This window comes from Thauera terpenica 58Eu (assembly GCF_000443165.1).
Lineage (GTDB): Bacteria > Pseudomonadota > Gammaproteobacteria > Burkholderiales > Rhodocyclaceae > Thauera > Thauera terpenica.
Map to the genome: position 1 here is coordinate 118,203 of NZ_ATJV01000125.1, position 15,063 is coordinate 133,265.

Here is a 15,063-nt window from a genome sequence, read left to right on the forward strand (position 1 = left end):
TCGCGGGCGCTGAGTCAATACAGAGGCGCCGTTACAACGCAGTCGATGTTATAATCCGCGCCCCTGAAGCCGTGGCAATGCGGGTCAATGCCACCCTCTTCAAAGCTTGTGCAGGAAGCGTGGCCGAGTGGTTTAAGGCACCGGTCTTGAAAACCGGCGACGGGTAACCGTCCGTGAGTTCGAATCTCACCGCTTCCGCCATCCTCTTTCGACCCGCCGCGCAGGCGGGTTTTGTTTTTTCCGGGCCGGTTTTCGGAGCGCTGGTGTCCACGCTGCTTCTCTTCAACAAACCCCATGGCGTGCTGTGTCAGTTCAGTGACGAGGCCGGGCGGCCGACGTTGAAGGATTACGTCGCGGTGCCCGGCGTGTACGCCGCCGGCCGCCTCGACACCGACAGCGAGGGCTTGCTGTTGCTCACCGATGACGGCGCGTTGCAGCACCACATTGCCGATCCGCGCCACAAGCAGCCCAAGACCTATCTGGTCCAGGTCGAAGGCGAGCCCGACGCGGCGGCACTGGCACAGCTGTGTGGCGGGCTGGATCTGGGCGACTTTCGCACTCAGCCCTGTGAGGCGCGCCTGATCACTGAGCCCGACTGGCTGTGGCCACGCGACCCGCCGGTGCGCTTTCGCAAGACAGTACCGACGAGCTGGCTGGAAATCGTGCTGCGCGAGGGCAAGAATCGGCAGGTGAGGCGCATGACGGCAAGGATCGGCTTTCCCACCCTGCGTCTGCTGCGGGTGGCGATCGGGCCGTGGACGCTCGCCGGCCTCGCACCCGGGCAGTGGCGTGAAGCGCCGCTGCCGGCACTGCCCGCCCTCAGGTCATCTTCCGCTCGGCGCACGGGCTCGGGTCCTGCTGCGCCCGCTCGTGCGCCCCGGGTTGCAGCCGGCACGGGTAAGATGCGGCGCGTCAGGACCGATCCAGGATCAGGAAAATGAAGCGACAGTCGATCATGAAGGGCGCGCTGCTGGGCGCGGTGCTGTGCGCTGGCCCCAGCCTGGCGCAGCCCATGCCACTCGCCGAGCTCGGTGCCGGCATGTATCGCATCGAAGCCGAGGTGGCGCATACCGCGCAGGCACGCCAGGTCGGGCTGATGATGCGCAAGACGATGGCGCCGCAGCGCGGCATGGTGTTCGTGTTCGAGCACGACGCCACCCACTGCATGTGGATGAAGAACACCTTTCTGCCGCTGTCGGTCGCCTTTGTCGACGCGCAGGGCAAGGTGATCAACATCGAGGACATGCAGCCGCAAAGCGAGGACAACCACTGCGCCGCAGCGCCTGCGCGCTTCGCGCTGGAAATGAACCTGGGCTGGTTCCGCGAACGCGGCATCAAGGCCGGTGACGTCCTGCGCGGCTTCGATCGCCTGCCGGCCGCACGCTGAGGCCGCGATGCGGCAGGGCTGCGCTGAACTGAGCCGGGCAGGCTGAATCGCGTCGGCGCAAGCAAGGAATAGGGGGTCTTTCCCGCCTTTCTTCGAGCGGCAGAAATTGCCGCTCGCGGCCCATAATCCGCACACGTCGTCTCGCGTCCGCGCTTTTTGCTGCGCGCAGGGACGGCGATGGAGTCGGGCGTGGCTGAAGACAGTGATCTCGAGAAGACAGAAGCCCCATCATCACGACGTCTGGAACAGGCGCGCGAGGAAGGTCAGGTTCCGCAATCGCGCGAGCTGTCGACTTTTTTCGTCACCATCACCGGTGTACTCACCTTGTGGCTGCTCGGTGGCTGGATGGCCGAGCGCATGCTGGCGCTGCTGCGCACGGGTTTTGCCTTCGAGCGCGAGACCGCATTCGACGTGACGCTGATGCTGGAGGTCTTGCGCGGCCAGCTCGGTGGCGCGCTGCTGATGCTGATGCCGCTCTTCCTCACCCTGATGGTGGCGGCGCTGGCGGCGCCGGTGGTGCTCGGCGGGCTGGTGTTTGCGCCCAAGGCGCTGGGTTTCAAGTTCAGCCGCATGAATCCGCTGCAGGGCCTGTCGCGCATGTTCTCGGTGCACGGCCTGGCCGAGATGGTGAAGGCAATCCTGAAGTCGGTGCTGATCGGTGGCGTGGCCTCGATGGTGCTGTGGTCGAACAAGGACCACCTGTTCGACCTCATGGTGACGCCGCTCGAAGTGGGGCTGGCGGACTTCTCCTCCACGGTCATCTTTGCCGCGGTGCTGATCGCGGCCAGCCTGGGTCTGCTGGCGCTCATGGACGTGCCCTTCCAGCTCTGGCAATACCACAAGAAGCTGCGCATGACGAAGGAAGAGGTCAAGCGCGAGGGCAAGGAGCAGGAGGGCGACCCGCAGGTCAAGGGCCGCATCCGCGCCATGCAGCGCGAGATGGCGCGCCGGCGCATGATGGCCGAGGTGCCCAAGGCCGATGTGGTGGTGACCAACCCGACCCACTTCTCGGTCGCGCTCAAATATGACGCCCAGCGCATGGGGGCGCCAGTGGTGATCGCCAAGGGGCGCGGTGAGACCGCGCTCAAGATTCGTGAGCTGGCGCGCGAGAACAAGGTGCCCGTGCTCGAAGCCGCGCCACTGGCGCGTGCCCTGTACAAGCACTGCGAGCTCGAGCAGGCCATTCCCGCCGCGCTGTTTACCGCGGTGGCAGAGGTCATGGCCTATGTTTACCAGCTCGATACCTGGATGAAAGAAGGGGGATTGCCGCCGCCTCCGCCCGCCCACCTGCCCGTGCCCGCGGGCATGGACCCCGGCTCGCCGGACCAATGAGCGCCTGAACCATGGCCCTGCAAGACACCCTGAATCTGCGCCGCCTGCTGACGCCGAGCAATCTGCGCCAGCTCGCCGCGCCCATCCTCATCATCATGATCCTGTCGATGATGGTGTTGCCGCTGCCGGTCTTCCTGCTCGACGTGTTCTTCACCTTCAACATCGCCATCTCGGTGATGGTGATGCTGGTGGCGATGTACTCGAACCGGCCCCTGGATTTCTCCGTGTTCCCCACCGTGCTGCTGGTGACGACCCTGCTGCGTCTGTCGCTGAACGTGGCCTCGACCCGGATCGTGCTGCTCGAGGGGCACTCCGGCCCGGATGCGGCGGGCAAGGTCATCGAGGCCTTCGGCAACTTCCTCGTCGGCGGCAATACCGCGGTCGGTCTGGTGGTGTTCGTCATCCTCACCCTGATCAACTTCGTCGTCATCACCAAGGGTGCGGGCCGGATTGCCGAAGTGTCGGCGCGCTTCACCCTGGACGCGATGCCCGGCAAGCAGATGGCGATCGACGCCGACCTCAACGCCGGCCTGGTCGATGAAAGCGAAGCCAAGCGCCGGCGCAAGGAGATCGCGCAGGAAGCCGACTTCTACGGCGCCATGGACGGTGCCTCCAAATTCGTGCGCGGCGACGCCGTCGCCGGCATCCTCATCCTGGCCATCAACGTCATCGGCGGCCTGTTCGTGGGCGTCATGCAGCACGACATGGCGGTGGGTGAGGCGGCTCACACCTACACCTTGCTGACGATCGGTGACGGTCTGGTGGCGCAGATCCCGGCGCTCATCATCTCGGTCGCAGCCGGCCTGGTGGTGTCACGCGTCGGTGACGACGGTGACATCGGCGGGCTGGTGATCGGGCAGCTGTTCTCCAATCCGCAGGTCCTGATCCTGACCGGGGCCATCATCGGCATCCTGGGTCTCATCCCCGGCATGCCCAACCTGGTCTTCCTCCTGCTCGCCGCAACCCTGGGCGCGCTGGCGTGGTTGCGACGCAAGCGCATGGAGGAGGAGACCCTCGCCGCGCGCGCACCTGCCGCCGCTGCACAGAGCGCCGCGCCGCCGCCCGATGCGCACGAGGCGAGCTGGAACGACGTCGCCCAGGTCGACGTGCTGGGCCTGGAGGTGGGCTATCGCCTGATCCCGATGGTGGACAAGGGCCAGGATGGTGAACTGCTCAAGCGCATCCGCGGCCTGCGCAAGAAGTTTGCCCAGGAGGTGGGCTTCCTGTCCTCGCCGGTGCACATCCGTGACAACCTCGAGCTCAAGCCCAACGGCTATCGCATTGCCCTCAAGGGTGTCGAGGTGGGCGCGGGCGAAGCCTATCCGGGCCAGCTCATGGCGATCAATCCGGGGCGTGTCTCGGGCCCGCTGCCGGGGCGCGAAACCACCGATCCCGCCTTCGGCCTGCCCGCGGTGTGGATCGACCCCGGCATGCGCGAGAACGCCCACGCGCTGGGCTACACCGTGGTCGATGCCAGCACCGTGGTCGCCACCCACCTCAACCACGTCATCCTCAACCATGCCGCCGAGCTCCTCGGCCGTCAGGAAACCCAGGCCCTGCTCGACCACGTCAGCAAGGACTCGCCCAAGCTCATCGAAGACCTGGTGCCCAAGACCCTGCCCATCGGCACCTTGCAGCGCGTGCTGCAGAACCTGCTCGAAGAAGGCGTCAATATTCGCGACATGCGCAGCATCATCGAGGTGTTGGCCGAGAACGCACCGCGCACCCAGGACGCAGTGCAGCTCACCGCCAAGGTGCGGGAAGCGCTGGGGCGGGCGATCGTGCAGGCGCTGTTCCCGGGCAGCGCCGAGGTGCAGGTGATGGCGCTCGAGCCCGCGCTCGAGCGCATCCTGCTGCAGGCCATGGGTACGGGCGGTGAGGGCGCTGCGATCGAGCCCGGACTGGCCGACACCTTGCTGCGCCAGACCGCCGAGATTGCCCAGCGTCAGGAGGACATCGGCCTGCCCCCAGTGCTGCTGGTGCCGGCGTCGCTGCGCATGCTGCTGTCACGCTTCCTGCGCCGTGCCGTGCCCTCGCTGAAGGTCATCTCGAACAACGAGGTGCCCGAGTCGCGCACCATCCGGGTGACCGCGATGGTGGGCATGCAGCAGGGCTGAGAACGCGGCGCGACACCGCGGCGCGTGCGTCCCGAGCATCGCCCGCGCATCGAATAGGCGGCGGAAAGGTGGTTTATTCGGCCCAAGGACATGGCGTCGTAGTGGCCATAATCCTTCTCAAGCTGCGGTCAAAGTCGGACCGCCCGGAGAAACGCCATGAACGTAAAACGCTACTTTGCCCCTACCGCCCGCGAGGCCCTGCGTGCCTTGAAGGAGGCGCTCGGGCCCGATGCGATCGTGCTGTCCAACCGTGCGGTCGAAGGTGGCGTCGAGATTCTGGCCTTGCCGGGCGAGGCCGTCAGCGCGCTGCAGGCGGCCAACCGCGCCGCAGTGGCAGCGAAGTCGCCGCCCGCGGCCAACGTCGCGAGCGCTCGCTCCATGCCCGCCGCGGCCCCGGCTTCCAATCCTGCCGAGGCTGTGGACAGTGATTTTCGCGTCAGTCTGTCGGCGCTCGCCGCCAGTGCCGCGCGCAATGCCGCGCGTCCTGCGGCCTCGTCCGCTGCGGCGCAAGCTCAGGAGATGCGCCCCTTCAGTCCGCCGCGCATCGAGACTTCCGACTTTGCACCGCGTCCCCGTCAGCAGCCCCTGCAGCCTGCAGCGGTCGCCCCTGCGGCGCGTGCAGCGAGCGACGAGTTTGGCAGCGCACGCATGCGCGAGCTGCAGGAAACCAACGCCCGTCTGATGGAGGAGTTGTCCGGCATTCGCGGCATGATAGAGCGCCAGCTCGCCGGCTTTGCCTGGGGCGAAACCCGTCGCCACGCGCCGGCACGCGCCGCCTTGCTGGGCGAACTGCTCGAGGCGGGCTTCTCCGCGAGCATCGCGCGCAAACTGGCAGAAGCGGTGCGTGAGGACGCCACTCGCATCGAGGCGCGCGAGGCCGCCGGTGTTGCGCTCGACCGCATGGTGCGCGCGCGCGCCTCGGATGAGGACTTCATCGACCATGGCGGCGTCTTCGCCCTCGTCGGCCCCACCGGCGTCGGCAAGACCACCACCACCGCCAAGCTCGCCGCGCGCTGTGTGGTGCGTCATGGCGCCAGTCGTCTCGCCCTCATCACCACCGATGGCTATCGTATCGGCGCCCAGGAGCAGCTGCGCATCTATGGCCGCATTCTCGGCGTGCCGGTGTTCTCGGTGCGCGACGGCGCCGACCTGCGCCAGACCCTGGCCGGCCTGCGCAACAAGCACATGGTGCTCATCGACACCATGGGCATGAGCCAGCGCGACCGCATGGTGGCCGAGCAGGCGAAGATGCTGTCGGGCGTGGGCGATGTGCGCCGCCTGCTGCTGCTCAACGCCACCGCGCGCGGCGACACCCTGGACGACGTGGTGCGCGCCTACGCCGGCCCGGATCTTGCGGGCTGCATCCTGACCAAGGTCGACGAGGCGGCCTCGCTCGCCCCGGCGCTGGACGTGGCAGTACGCCACGGACTGGACATCCGCTATCTGACCAACGGCCAGCGCGTGCCCGAAGACCTGCACCTGCCCAACCGCGCCTATCTGCTGCACCGTGCGCTGCGCGAGCACAGCGCGGAGTCGCCCTGGCATCTGCACGAGGACGAGGCCGGCATGATGCTGGCCGCGGTGGGCGGAGGAGACTGACATGCTCGATGGACGCGAAGACCAGGCCGCCGGGCTCAGACGCTTGTTTCGCCGCGCGCCACCGCAGGTGGTGGCGCTGTATGCCTGTGGTCGGCACCGTACGCACAACGCGGTGCTCACCGCCCATCGCCTCGCTGGTCATGCCGAGCGCGTGCTGATTCTGGATGAGGGCGAGGGTGAAGCAGGTCTGGGCGCCACCCTGGGCCTTGACCCGGGGCGCGATCTGCTGCAGGTGCTCGACGGGCGCACCACGCTCGCCGACGTGCTGCAGCCCGCGCGCGGCCTGCTCGGGCGCGTGCCCACGGTGGCCGCAGCGCTGACCCTGCCCTTGCTCGACGATGCGCGCCGTGCCTGCGTCATCGAGGCGCTGCGCATCCTGCATCGCCACGCCAGCATCGTGCTCGTGCATGCCGACGGCGAGCGCGCGGCCGAACCCTCGCCCTTCGTCAATGCCGCCCCCCGTCGGCTGTTGGTGGCCGAGGCCAGTGCCAGTGGCGCCACCGAGGCCTATCGCACGATCAAGGCCCTGGCGGCCGCTGGCGCCGGCTCGGTGCATGTGGCAGTGTGCCGGGCGCGCAACAAGGCCGACGCTGCGGCCTTCTTTGCCAGCCTGGAGGCGCTGGTGAGGCGCCATGTGGGCTTGCCGCTGGTGTGGCTGGGCGAGGTCGAGCGTGATGATCTGCTCGGGGGGCTGACCCAGGCCAGCGTGCCGCCGTCGGCGCGCGCGGCGAGCGCCGCCTTCATGCGTCGCATCGATGGCTTGAGTCGCAGTGCGCGTGGCCTTCGGGCCTGAGCGCAAGACGCAAGGTGAGGCCTCACGCTGGTAAAGGCCTGGCCACTGCGGGACAATGCGCGCACATGGATATTCCCGGCGTCATGCTTCCTGCTGCACGCCGCAAGCACACACGGGCTCAATGGATGTACGACGCGAAAGCTAATCTTGACAAGGGGTATCTGGTCGAAACCCATGCGCCGCTGGTGAAGCGGATTGCATACCAGCTCATGTCGCGCCTGCCCGCCAGCGTCGATGTCGATGACCTCATCCAGAACGGCATGATCGGTCTGCTCGATGCCATCGGCCGCTATCAGGACGGGCTGGGAGCACAGTTCGAGACCTACGCGGTGCAGCGCGTGCGCGGCGCCATGCTCGACGGCCTGCGTGAGAACGACTGGCTGCCACGCAGCCTGAGGCGTGACATGCGCCGCATCGAATCCGCCATCCACAGCCTGGAGCAGCAAAACGGCCGCGCGCCGTCCGAGACCGAACTCGCCGCAGCGCTTGGCGTGTCGCTGGACGAATACCAGCACATGCTGCACGAGGCGCGCGGTCACCAGCTCGTCTACCTCGAGGACTTCAGCCGTGACGGCGACGATGATTACCTCGAGCGTCATCTGGTGCACCAGGGGTCTGATCCACTCGACATGCTCGAGGATGCGGACATGCGCCGGCGTCTGGTCAGCGCCATCGAGGCCTTGCCCGAGCGCGAGCAGATGGTGATGGCGCTGTACTACGACGAGGATCTGAACCTGCGCGAGATCGGTGAGGTGCTCGGCGTCACCGAGTCGCGCGTGTGCCAGCTGCACAGCCAGGCCGTGGCGCGCCTGCGCGCGAGCACCTTGAGCGGTGCCGCGCCCCTGCCCACTCCGGCGCGGCGTGGTCGCCCGCCCAAAAAACAGGTGCACGGTTGATGATGAACGCCATGCCTGCCGGACAGCCCTGATATGGACCGCATCAGCGTCTTTGGCCTCGCGCTTGCCCTGGTTGCCATCGTCGGTGGGCAGGTGCTCGAAGGCGGGCATGTTTCGTCCCTGGTCCAGCCCACGGCTTTTCTCATCGTCATCGGCGGCACCCTCGGCGCGGTGATGTTGCAAAGCCCCTTGCGCACCTTCGTCGACGGCATCCGCATGGCGAGTTGGGTGTTCCTGCCACCGCGTGTCGAGCACCGGCGCATGATCGATCAGGTGGCGGACTGGAGCCAGGTGGCGCGCAAGGAGGGCTTGCTGATGCTGGAGAAGCGGGTTGCCGGTCTGCCCGACCCCTTCATGCGCAAGGGGCTGCAACTGCTGGTCGATGGCGTGGAGCCGGTGCGTCTGCGTGAGGTGCTGGAGGTGGAGATCGGCGTGTGGGAGGCGCAGCTGCGCCAGTCGGCCAGGATCTGGGACGCAGCGGGTGGCTATGCGCCGACGATCGGCATCCTGGGCGCGGTGATGGGGCTGATCCACGTCATGGAGAATCTGTCCGATCCGTCCAAGCTCGGGGCCGGGATCGCGGTGGCCTTTGTCGCCACCATCTACGGCGTGGGCTTTGCCAATCTGGTGTTCCTGCCGATTGCGAAGAAGCTGGTAGCGCATATCTCCGCACTGACCCTGCAGCGCGAAATGTTCGTCGACGGCATCGTGGGCATCGCCAACGGCGACAACCCCCGCATCATCGCCAGCCGCATGCAGGGCTACGTGGTCTGACGCAATACGAGGCAGCACATGGCACGTCGGCGCAGGGTAGAGGAAGAGCACGAAAACCACGAACGCTGGCTGGTGTCCTACGCCGACTTCATCACCTTGCTGTTCGCCTTTTTTGTCGTCATGTATTCACTGTCATCGGTCAACGAAGGCCAGTATCGGGTGCTGTCCGATTCCATCGTGCAGGCCTTTCGCAGCCTCAGCATCAACGACAGCGGTCGGCAACTCATCGTCCCGCCCGTGATCAAGCCCCTGCCGCCCGCCAGTGCCGAGCTGCGGGAGGCGACCGAAGCGCGCCGCAAGCAGACCGCCGCGCAGATGCGCAGCATGGCGGACGAAATTCGGCGCGTGATGGGGAGCCTGGCGCAGAACGGCCAGGTCACGGTGTCCGAAGGGGCTTTCGGCATCAGCATCGAGATCAACGCCGCGCTGTTGTTCGCGCCCGGTGAGGCGGCGCTGGGCGGCAGCGCCAGCGAGGCCCTGCGCGCGGTGGCGCAAGTGCTGGCGGCCTCGGTGTTCCCGATCACCATCGAAGGCCACACCGACAACACCCCGATCAACACCTACCGCTTTCCGTCAAACTGGGAGCTGTCGGCGGTGCGCGCGTCTACGGTGGCGAGGCTGTTCATCGATAGCGGCGTGCGTCCCGACCGCCTGACGGCCGCGGGCTATGCCGACCAGCGCCCGGTGGCTGACAATGCGGCCGAGGCGGGCAGGGGGCGCAACCGTCGTGTCACCATCCTGCTCGAATCGCATGACGCCGAGCCCGCGCCGATCGGGCCGGCCATCATCCCACCCAACGATCCGATTCGCTCCATCCTTCCAACCGCGCCCGCCGTCTCCAGCGGCAGCCAGGCTGAGAGTGGCAGCGTGTCGCAATGAGTTCCTCCAGAGTGGGCGCCAAGACCCTCAGGCGTTCAAGGCAGGGGGTGTGCCCTCCGCCTCTGCTCGCTGCTGCTGACTCAGACCATGCGCTCTGGCTTCACCCTCGGCGTCAGCGCCGAGCCCTTGCGCGCACGGCGCTGACGTAGCGTTTCGCGTTGGGCCGGCTTGAGCGTGAGGCTCACCGCCTTGTTGCCGCGACCGATGCCTTCCACCGTCAGCACCGCGTCGTCGGCCGGCACGGCGACGGCGGCCAGCGCTTCGCCGGCTTCCAGCGCCATCACGATCACGCCACGCCCACCGCTCTGGGTCTTCATCTCCGCGCGCGCAAACATCAGCAGGCGGCCGTTCTCCGAGACGGCGGCGATCCAGTTGCCATCGGCCTTGGCCGGCGCCAGCAGTCTCTCGCCCTGGTCCAGGTTCATGAAGGCCTTGCCCGCGCGCTGGCGGCTGCTGGCACCGGCCAGCGTGCACAGAAAGCCGTAGCCGCCGCTGTTGGCGAACAGATAGACCGCGTCGGGTGCGTCCGACAGCACTTGTGCCAGCTTGCCGCCATCCTGGAACTCGACCAGGGTCGTCATCGGCACGCCATCGCCGCGCCCGCCCGGCAGCTCGGACACCTTCACCGTGTAGGCGCGGCCATTGCTGTCGATGACGATCAGCGGCCAGGTGCTGCGCGTCTCGATCACCGCGAAGCCGAAGTCGCCGGCCTTGTAGCTGATCGTCGCCGGGTCTATGCCATGGCCCTGGCGTGAGCGCACCCAGCCGTTCTTCGACACGATGACGGTCAAGGCTTCGTCGGGCACTGAAATCTCCGCCGGCGCCACGGCGGCGACGGTCTTGATCACGGTGCGCCTATCGTCGCCGTACTTCCTGGCGTCGTCCTGGAGTTCCTTCAGGATCAGCCGCGTCATCGCCGTGCGGCTGTCGAGGATGTGTTGCAGGCCGCTGCGTTCGTCCTGGAGCTCAGCGAGCTCCTTCTCGATCCTGAAGCCTTCGAGGCGGGCGAGCTGACGCAGGCGGATCTCGAGGATGTCCTCGGCCTGTACCTCGGACAGGCCGAAGGCGGCGATCAGCGCTGGCTTGGGTTCGTCCGATTCGCGGATCACGCGGATCACTTCCTCGATATGGAGGAAGGCGATCATGCGGCCTTCGAGGATGTGGATGCGGCGCTCGACCTCGTCCAGGCGGTGGCGGGTGCGGCGCTCGACGGTGACATAGCGGAAGTCGATCCATTCGCGCAGGATCTGCACCAGGTTCTTCTGCTGCGGTCGCCCATCACGACCGATCATGGTCATGTTGATCGACACCGAGGTCTCGAGGCTGGTGTGGGCGAGCAGCACCGACATGAATTCGTCGCGGTTCTGGCGGCTGGACTTGGGCTCGAGCACGATGCGTATCGGCGCCTTGTCGCTGGACTCGTCGCGCACGCTGTCGAGCACGCCGAGCACGAGCTGCTTGAGGTTCTTCTGCTCCTGCGACACCTCCTTCCTGGCGCCACGCGGCTGCGGGTTGGTCAGGGTCTCGATCTCGGACAGCACGCTCGCGGTCGATACGCCGTGCGGCAGCTCTTCGATGATGATCCGCCACTGCCCGCGTGCCAGTTCCTCCACGCGCCAGCGTGCGCGCAGGCGCAGGCTGCCGCGGCCGCTGGCGTAGGCGTCGCGGATCGCCTCGGGCGTGGAGATGAGCTGGCCGCCGCCGGGAAAGTCGGGGCTGGGCAGCATCTCCAGCACCTCAGCGAGGCTGGCCTGCGGGTTGCGGATGAGGTGGCAGGTGGCGCTCACGACTTCGCGCAGATTGTGTGGCGGGATCTCCGTCGCCATGCCCACGGCGATGCCCGAGGCGCCATTGAGCAGCACGAAGGGCAGGCGCGCGGGCAGCAGTTGCGGTTCGGCGAAGGCGCCGTCGTAATTGGGGATGAAGTCCACCGTGCCGCGGTCGATCTCGGCCAGCAGCAGTTCGGCGATCGGCGTCAGGCGGCATTCGGTGTAGCGCATCGCCGCCGCGGAGTCGCCGTCGCGCGAGCCGAAGTTGCCCTGGCCGTCGACCAGCGGGTAGCGCAGCGAGAAGTCCTGCGCCACCCGCACCATGGCGTCGTACACCGGGCTGTCACCGTGCGGGTGATATTTGCCGATGACGTCGCCCACCACGCGCGCTGACTTGACGTGCTTGGAGGTGGACGACAGGCGCATCTCGTTCATCGCGAACAGGATGCGGCGCTGCACCGGCTTGAGGCCGTCTTCCACCTGCGGCAGGGCGCGCGACTTGACCACGCTCATGGCGTAGCCCAGGTAGGCGCGTTCGGCAAAGCGGTCCAGCGCCAGGCTGCCGTCGTCCTCGGGTTCGGGTTCGGGCTCCGCAGCGGACGGCGGGGCAGGCGGCGGCCCGGCGCCGTGTTGCGGCTCGCGCTCCGGGGGCGCGGCGGCAGCGCTCGCAGCAGGGCTGGTTGGCGCCGGTGTCGGTGCCTCGGGGGCGTACAGGGGGTCGAACAGGTCCGGGGTGTCGGTGCTCATGTGCTGAATCCTCTCGTGCTCAGATGTCCGCCTCGACGCTGTCGCCCTTTTCTTCCATCCAGGCGCGCCGGCCAGAGGCTTCACCCTTGCCCATCAAGAGGGTGAACATCTTCAGCGTGGCCTCGATGGCGCCGCGGCGCACCTTCACCGGCTGCATGCGGCGCGTCGCCGGGTCCATGGTGGTTTCGCGCAGTTGCTCGGGGTTCATCTCGCCCAGGCCCTTGAAGCGGCCGATCTCGATGGCCTCGGGGCGATAACCTTCCTTCTCCAGGCGCTCGCGCATGGCGAGCAGCTCGCCCTCGTCCAGCGCGTACAGGCGGCGCGGCGGGCGCTTCTTGCCCTGCGCGGGGACGTCGATGCGGTATAGCGGCGGCTGGGCGACATACACGTGGCCGTGCTCGATCAGTTTCGGGAAGTGGCGGAAGAACAGGGTCAGCAGCAGGGTCTGGATGTGGGCGCCATCGACGTCGGCGTCGGACATGATGACGACCTTGCCGTAACGCAGGCTGGAGAGGTCGACCACGCTGTCTGCCTTGTGCGCATCCACGCCCAGGGCCACCGCGATGTCGTGGATTTCGGCGTTGGCAAAGAGACGGTCCGGGTCCACCTCCCAGGTGTTCAGCACCTTGCCGCGCAGGGGCAGGATGGCCTGGGTTTCCTTGTTGCGCGCCATCTTCGCGGAGCCGCCGGCGGAGTCGCCTTCGACCAGGAAGAGCTCGTTGTCGGCGATGTCCTCGGATTCGCAGTCCGACAGCTTGCCGGGCAGTACCGCCACGCCCGAGGTCTTTCTCTTCTCGACTTTCTGTGCGCTTTTCTGCCGCGCCAGCGCCTGCTTGATGGAGAACTCGGCAATCGCCTTGCCGGCTTCGACGTGGTTGTTGAGCCAGATCTCGAAGGGATCGCGCAGCTGCGAGGACACCAGCTTCACCGCCTCGCGCGAGTTCAGCTTCTCCTTCACCTGCCCCTGAAACTGCGGATCGAGCAGGCGCGCCGAGAGCACGAAGCTCATGCGTCCGCACACATCGTCCTGCTGCAGCTTGACCCCGCGCGGCAGCAGGCTGTGGTGGTCGATGAAGGACTTCAGCGCCTCGAACACGCCGGCGCGCAGGCCGGATTCGTGCGTGCCGCCATTGAAGGTCGGGATCAGGTTCACGTAGGACTCGCTCGGCACCGCGGTCTCGAACCAGGCCAGCGCCCAGGCCGCGCCCTCACCCGCGGCGAAGCTGGGATCGTCGCGGGTGGCGTATTTTTCGCCGGTGAAGATGGGGGCCACGGCTTCGGTGTCGCCTGCGAGCTCCTTCAGGTAGCCCGCCAGCCCTTCCGGATAGGTCCAGGTCTTGCTCAGCGTGGGGGCGTCGCTCTGCTCGATGTCGAGCCGCACGCCCACGCCGGACAGCAGCACCGCCTTGGAGCGCAGCAGGCGCTCGAGTTCGCCCAGGGGGACGCGCGGCGTGTCGAAGTAGCGCGCGTCCGGCCACACCCGCACTCGGGTGCCGGTCTGGCGGCCGCAGCTGCCTTCGATGCGCACCGGGCTGATGGTTTCGCCGCCGTCGGCAAAGTCGATGCGGTGAATCTTGCCCTCGCGCCGGATCTCGACTTCGATGCGGGTCGACAGCGCATTGGTCACCGACACGCCCACGCCGTGCAGGCCGCCGGAAAAGGCGTAGGCTGAATTGCCCTCGCGTTTGTCGAACTTGCCGCCGGCATGCAACCGGGTATAGGCCAGCACCACCACCGGCACGCCTTCCTCGGCGTGCAGGCCGACCGGGATGCCGCGCCCGTCGTCGGCCACCGTGACCGAGCCGTCCAGGTGCAGGGTGACCTGGATGGTTTTGGCAAAACCGCCCAGGGCCTCGTCGGCGGCGTTGTCGATGACTTCCTGGATGATGTGCGCCGGGCTGTCGGTGCGGGTGTACATGCCGGGGCGCTCGCGCACCGGTTCCAGCCCTTTCAGGACGCGGAAGGAGGATTCGTCGTACTGCTGCTTGGGAGCGTCTTGCTTGCCAGCCATGCTGCGGGTCCGTTCGGTTTCACGAAGGGCGCAAGGATAGCAGAGGCGGGGGCTGTATGAATGTTCAGGCGCTGCCCAGGATGCGCCCGCCACCGACCGTGCGCGTGTGGCCGTCGGCGTCGTAGAGCGGTGCCTGGTCGGCTGCGGCCAGCAGCACCGAGAGCGCGGCCTGGTTGTGCGCCATGCGCTCGAGGATGAGCTTGCCGTTGATTTCGTTGCGTGCGCGTGCGCTGCGGGCCAGTTCCAGGACTTCGTCCCAGCGCGCCAGCACGCGCGGCAGGCCGGTGCAGATGCTGCGAATCGAGGCGTCCGAGACGCTGTGCCCCATTCCCCCGAGCAGACGAGCGCGTTCGTCATGCAGGCGCTGGAGTTCGCGGTAGCGTTCGTTCTTTATTTTGGCGATTCCCAATAGCGCGTCGGTATCGCCGTTGACCAGCATGCCTTCTTCGCGCTCGAGAAGCGCGAGGAACTCTCCCAACTGCATGGCCTCAGCTTCAATCAGCAGCGCGAGACGCTGTTGGCTGGCGGGGGTGGGGAGCGGGGCGGATTGCTTCATCATGTCAAGCCGTCCTGGGGGGAGGGCGGCAGTCCTGGCGTCGGGAGTTCAATCTTACTCCTCGCTGCTTCAGCCGCGTGACTCGAGCATGTCCCTGACGCTGCTGATCAGCCCATCTGCAATGCGGCTGGAGTCGATCTTGAAGCGGCCCTCGGTGATGGCCTGGCGGATTTCGTCCACCCGCTTCTGGTCGATATCGGGGG

Annotated in this window: 13 protein-coding genes and 1 tRNA gene; 10 read left to right on the plus strand and 4 right to left on the minus strand. The window is 67.2% G+C overall.

Translation table 11 applies throughout. The features are described from left to right. Nucleotides 1–113: 113 nt before the first annotated feature. From M622_RS39115 to motD, 10 genes are all read left to right on the plus strand, one after another. Nucleotides 114–201, plus strand: a tRNA-Ser gene (locus M622_RS39115). 62 nt (nucleotides 202–263) lie between these two features. Continuing rightward, the gene (locus tag M622_RS39120) at nucleotides 264–941 is read left to right on the plus strand and encodes a pseudouridine synthase (RefSeq protein ID WP_040831450.1); all 678 of its coding nucleotides are present in this window, start codon (nucleotides 264–266) and stop codon (nucleotides 939–941) included. Then, entirely contained in the window at nucleotides 938–1,387 is a 450-nt protein-coding gene (locus tag M622_RS39125) for a DUF192 domain-containing protein (RefSeq protein WP_021251198.1), read from the plus strand. The genes M622_RS39120 and M622_RS39125 overlap by 4 nt, the downstream gene beginning before the upstream one ends. 189 nt (nucleotides 1,388–1,576) lie before the next feature. After that, nucleotides 1,577–2,719: a flagellar biosynthesis protein FlhB gene (gene flhB / locus M622_RS39130; protein WP_031347659.1), complete on the plus strand. Its 1,143-nt coding sequence runs from the start codon at nucleotides 1,577–1,579 to the stop codon at nucleotides 2,717–2,719. An 11-nt stretch (nucleotides 2,720–2,730) separates the two neighbouring features. After that, nucleotides 2,731–4,836 carry a flagellar biosynthesis protein FlhA gene (gene flhA / locus M622_RS39135; RefSeq protein WP_021251200.1) on the plus strand — a complete coding sequence of 702 codons (2,106 nt, stop codon included), beginning with the start codon at nucleotides 2,731–2,733 and terminating at the stop codon, nucleotides 4,834–4,836. 156 nt (nucleotides 4,837–4,992) lie between these two features. Continuing rightward, entirely contained in the window at nucleotides 4,993–6,435 is a 1,443-nt protein-coding gene (flhF, locus tag M622_RS39140) for a flagellar biosynthesis GTPase FlhF (protein ID WP_021251201.1), read from the plus strand. A 1-nt stretch (nucleotide 6,436) separates the two neighbouring features. Then, nucleotides 6,437–7,228, plus strand: coding sequence for a MinD/ParA family ATP-binding protein (locus M622_RS39145; protein ID WP_021251202.1), 792 nt, complete (start codon nucleotides 6,437–6,439; stop codon nucleotides 7,226–7,228). A 125-nt stretch (nucleotides 7,229–7,353) separates the two neighbouring features. After that, nucleotides 7,354–8,124, plus strand: a complete 771-nt coding sequence (locus M622_RS39150; RefSeq protein ID WP_031347660.1) for an RNA polymerase sigma factor FliA — start codon at nucleotides 7,354–7,356, stop codon at nucleotides 8,122–8,124. Nucleotides 8,125–8,157: 33 nt separating this feature from the next. Further along, nucleotides 8,158–8,898: a flagellar motor protein gene (locus M622_RS39155; RefSeq protein ID WP_021251204.1), complete on the plus strand. Its 741-nt coding sequence runs from the start codon at nucleotides 8,158–8,160 to the stop codon at nucleotides 8,896–8,898. A gap of 18 nt (nucleotides 8,899–8,916) precedes the next feature. Beyond that, nucleotides 8,917–9,777, plus strand: coding sequence for a flagellar motor protein MotD (gene motD / locus M622_RS39160; protein ID WP_021251205.1), 861 nt, complete (start codon nucleotides 8,917–8,919; stop codon nucleotides 9,775–9,777). Between the two features lie 80 nt (nucleotides 9,778–9,857). On the opposite strand, the gene parC is transcribed toward motD, so the two are convergent. The 4 genes from parC to flgM form a co-directional block, all read right to left on the minus strand. Continuing rightward, on the minus strand, nucleotides 9,858–12,293 hold the full coding sequence (gene parC, locus M622_RS39165) for a DNA topoisomerase IV subunit A (protein WP_021251206.1): 2,436 nt from the start codon (nucleotides 12,291–12,293) through the stop codon (nucleotides 9,858–9,860). A 19-nt stretch (nucleotides 12,294–12,312) separates the two neighbouring features. Continuing rightward, nucleotides 12,313–14,304, minus strand: coding sequence for a DNA topoisomerase IV subunit B (locus M622_RS39170; RefSeq protein ID WP_021251207.1), 1,992 nt, complete (start codon nucleotides 14,302–14,304; stop codon nucleotides 12,313–12,315). 64 nt (nucleotides 14,305–14,368) lie between these two features. After that, nucleotides 14,369–14,860 (minus strand): flagella synthesis protein FlgN, encoded by a 492-nt coding sequence (locus tag M622_RS39175; protein WP_031347663.1) that lies wholly within the window; start codon nucleotides 14,858–14,860, stop codon nucleotides 14,369–14,371. 69 nt (nucleotides 14,861–14,929) lie between these two features. Continuing rightward, nucleotides 14,930–15,055: a flagellar biosynthesis anti-sigma factor FlgM gene (flgM, locus tag M622_RS39180; RefSeq protein WP_370696060.1), complete on the minus strand. Its 126-nt coding sequence runs from the start codon at nucleotides 15,053–15,055 to the stop codon at nucleotides 14,930–14,932. Nucleotides 15,056–15,063: the final 8 nt, after the last annotated feature.

Bases quoted from the DNA above. Each gene is read 5' to 3' on its own strand.
- M622_RS39125 (WP_021251198.1), top strand. From the start codon at position 938: ATGAAGCGACAGTCGATCATGAAGGGCGCGCTGCTGGGCGCGGTGCTG.
- flhA (WP_021251200.1), top strand. From the start codon at position 2,731: ATGGCCCTGCAAGACACCCTGAATCTGCGCCGCCTGCTGACGCCGAGC.
- flhF (WP_021251201.1), top strand. From the start codon at position 4,993: ATGAACGTAAAACGCTACTTTGCCCCTACCGCCCGCGAGGCCCTGCGT.
- M622_RS39145 (WP_021251202.1), top strand. From the start codon at position 6,437: ATGCTCGATGGACGCGAAGACCAGGCCGCCGGGCTCAGACGCTTGTTT.
- M622_RS39150 (WP_031347660.1), top strand. From the start codon at position 7,354: ATGTACGACGCGAAAGCTAATCTTGACAAGGGGTATCTGGTCGAAACC.
- M622_RS39155 (WP_021251204.1), top strand. From the start codon at position 8,158: ATGGACCGCATCAGCGTCTTTGGCCTCGCGCTTGCCCTGGTTGCCATC.
- motD (WP_021251205.1), top strand. From the start codon at position 8,917: ATGGCACGTCGGCGCAGGGTAGAGGAAGAGCACGAAAACCACGAACGC.
- parC (WP_021251206.1), bottom strand. From the start codon at position 12,293: ATGAGCACCGACACCCCGGACCTGTTCGACCCCCTGTACGCCCCCGAG.
- M622_RS39170 (WP_021251207.1), bottom strand. From the start codon at position 14,304: ATGGCTGGCAAGCAAGACGCTCCCAAGCAGCAGTACGACGAATCCTCC.
- M622_RS39175 (WP_031347663.1), bottom strand. From the start codon at position 14,860: ATGAAGCAATCCGCCCCGCTCCCCACCCCCGCCAGCCAACAGCGTCTC.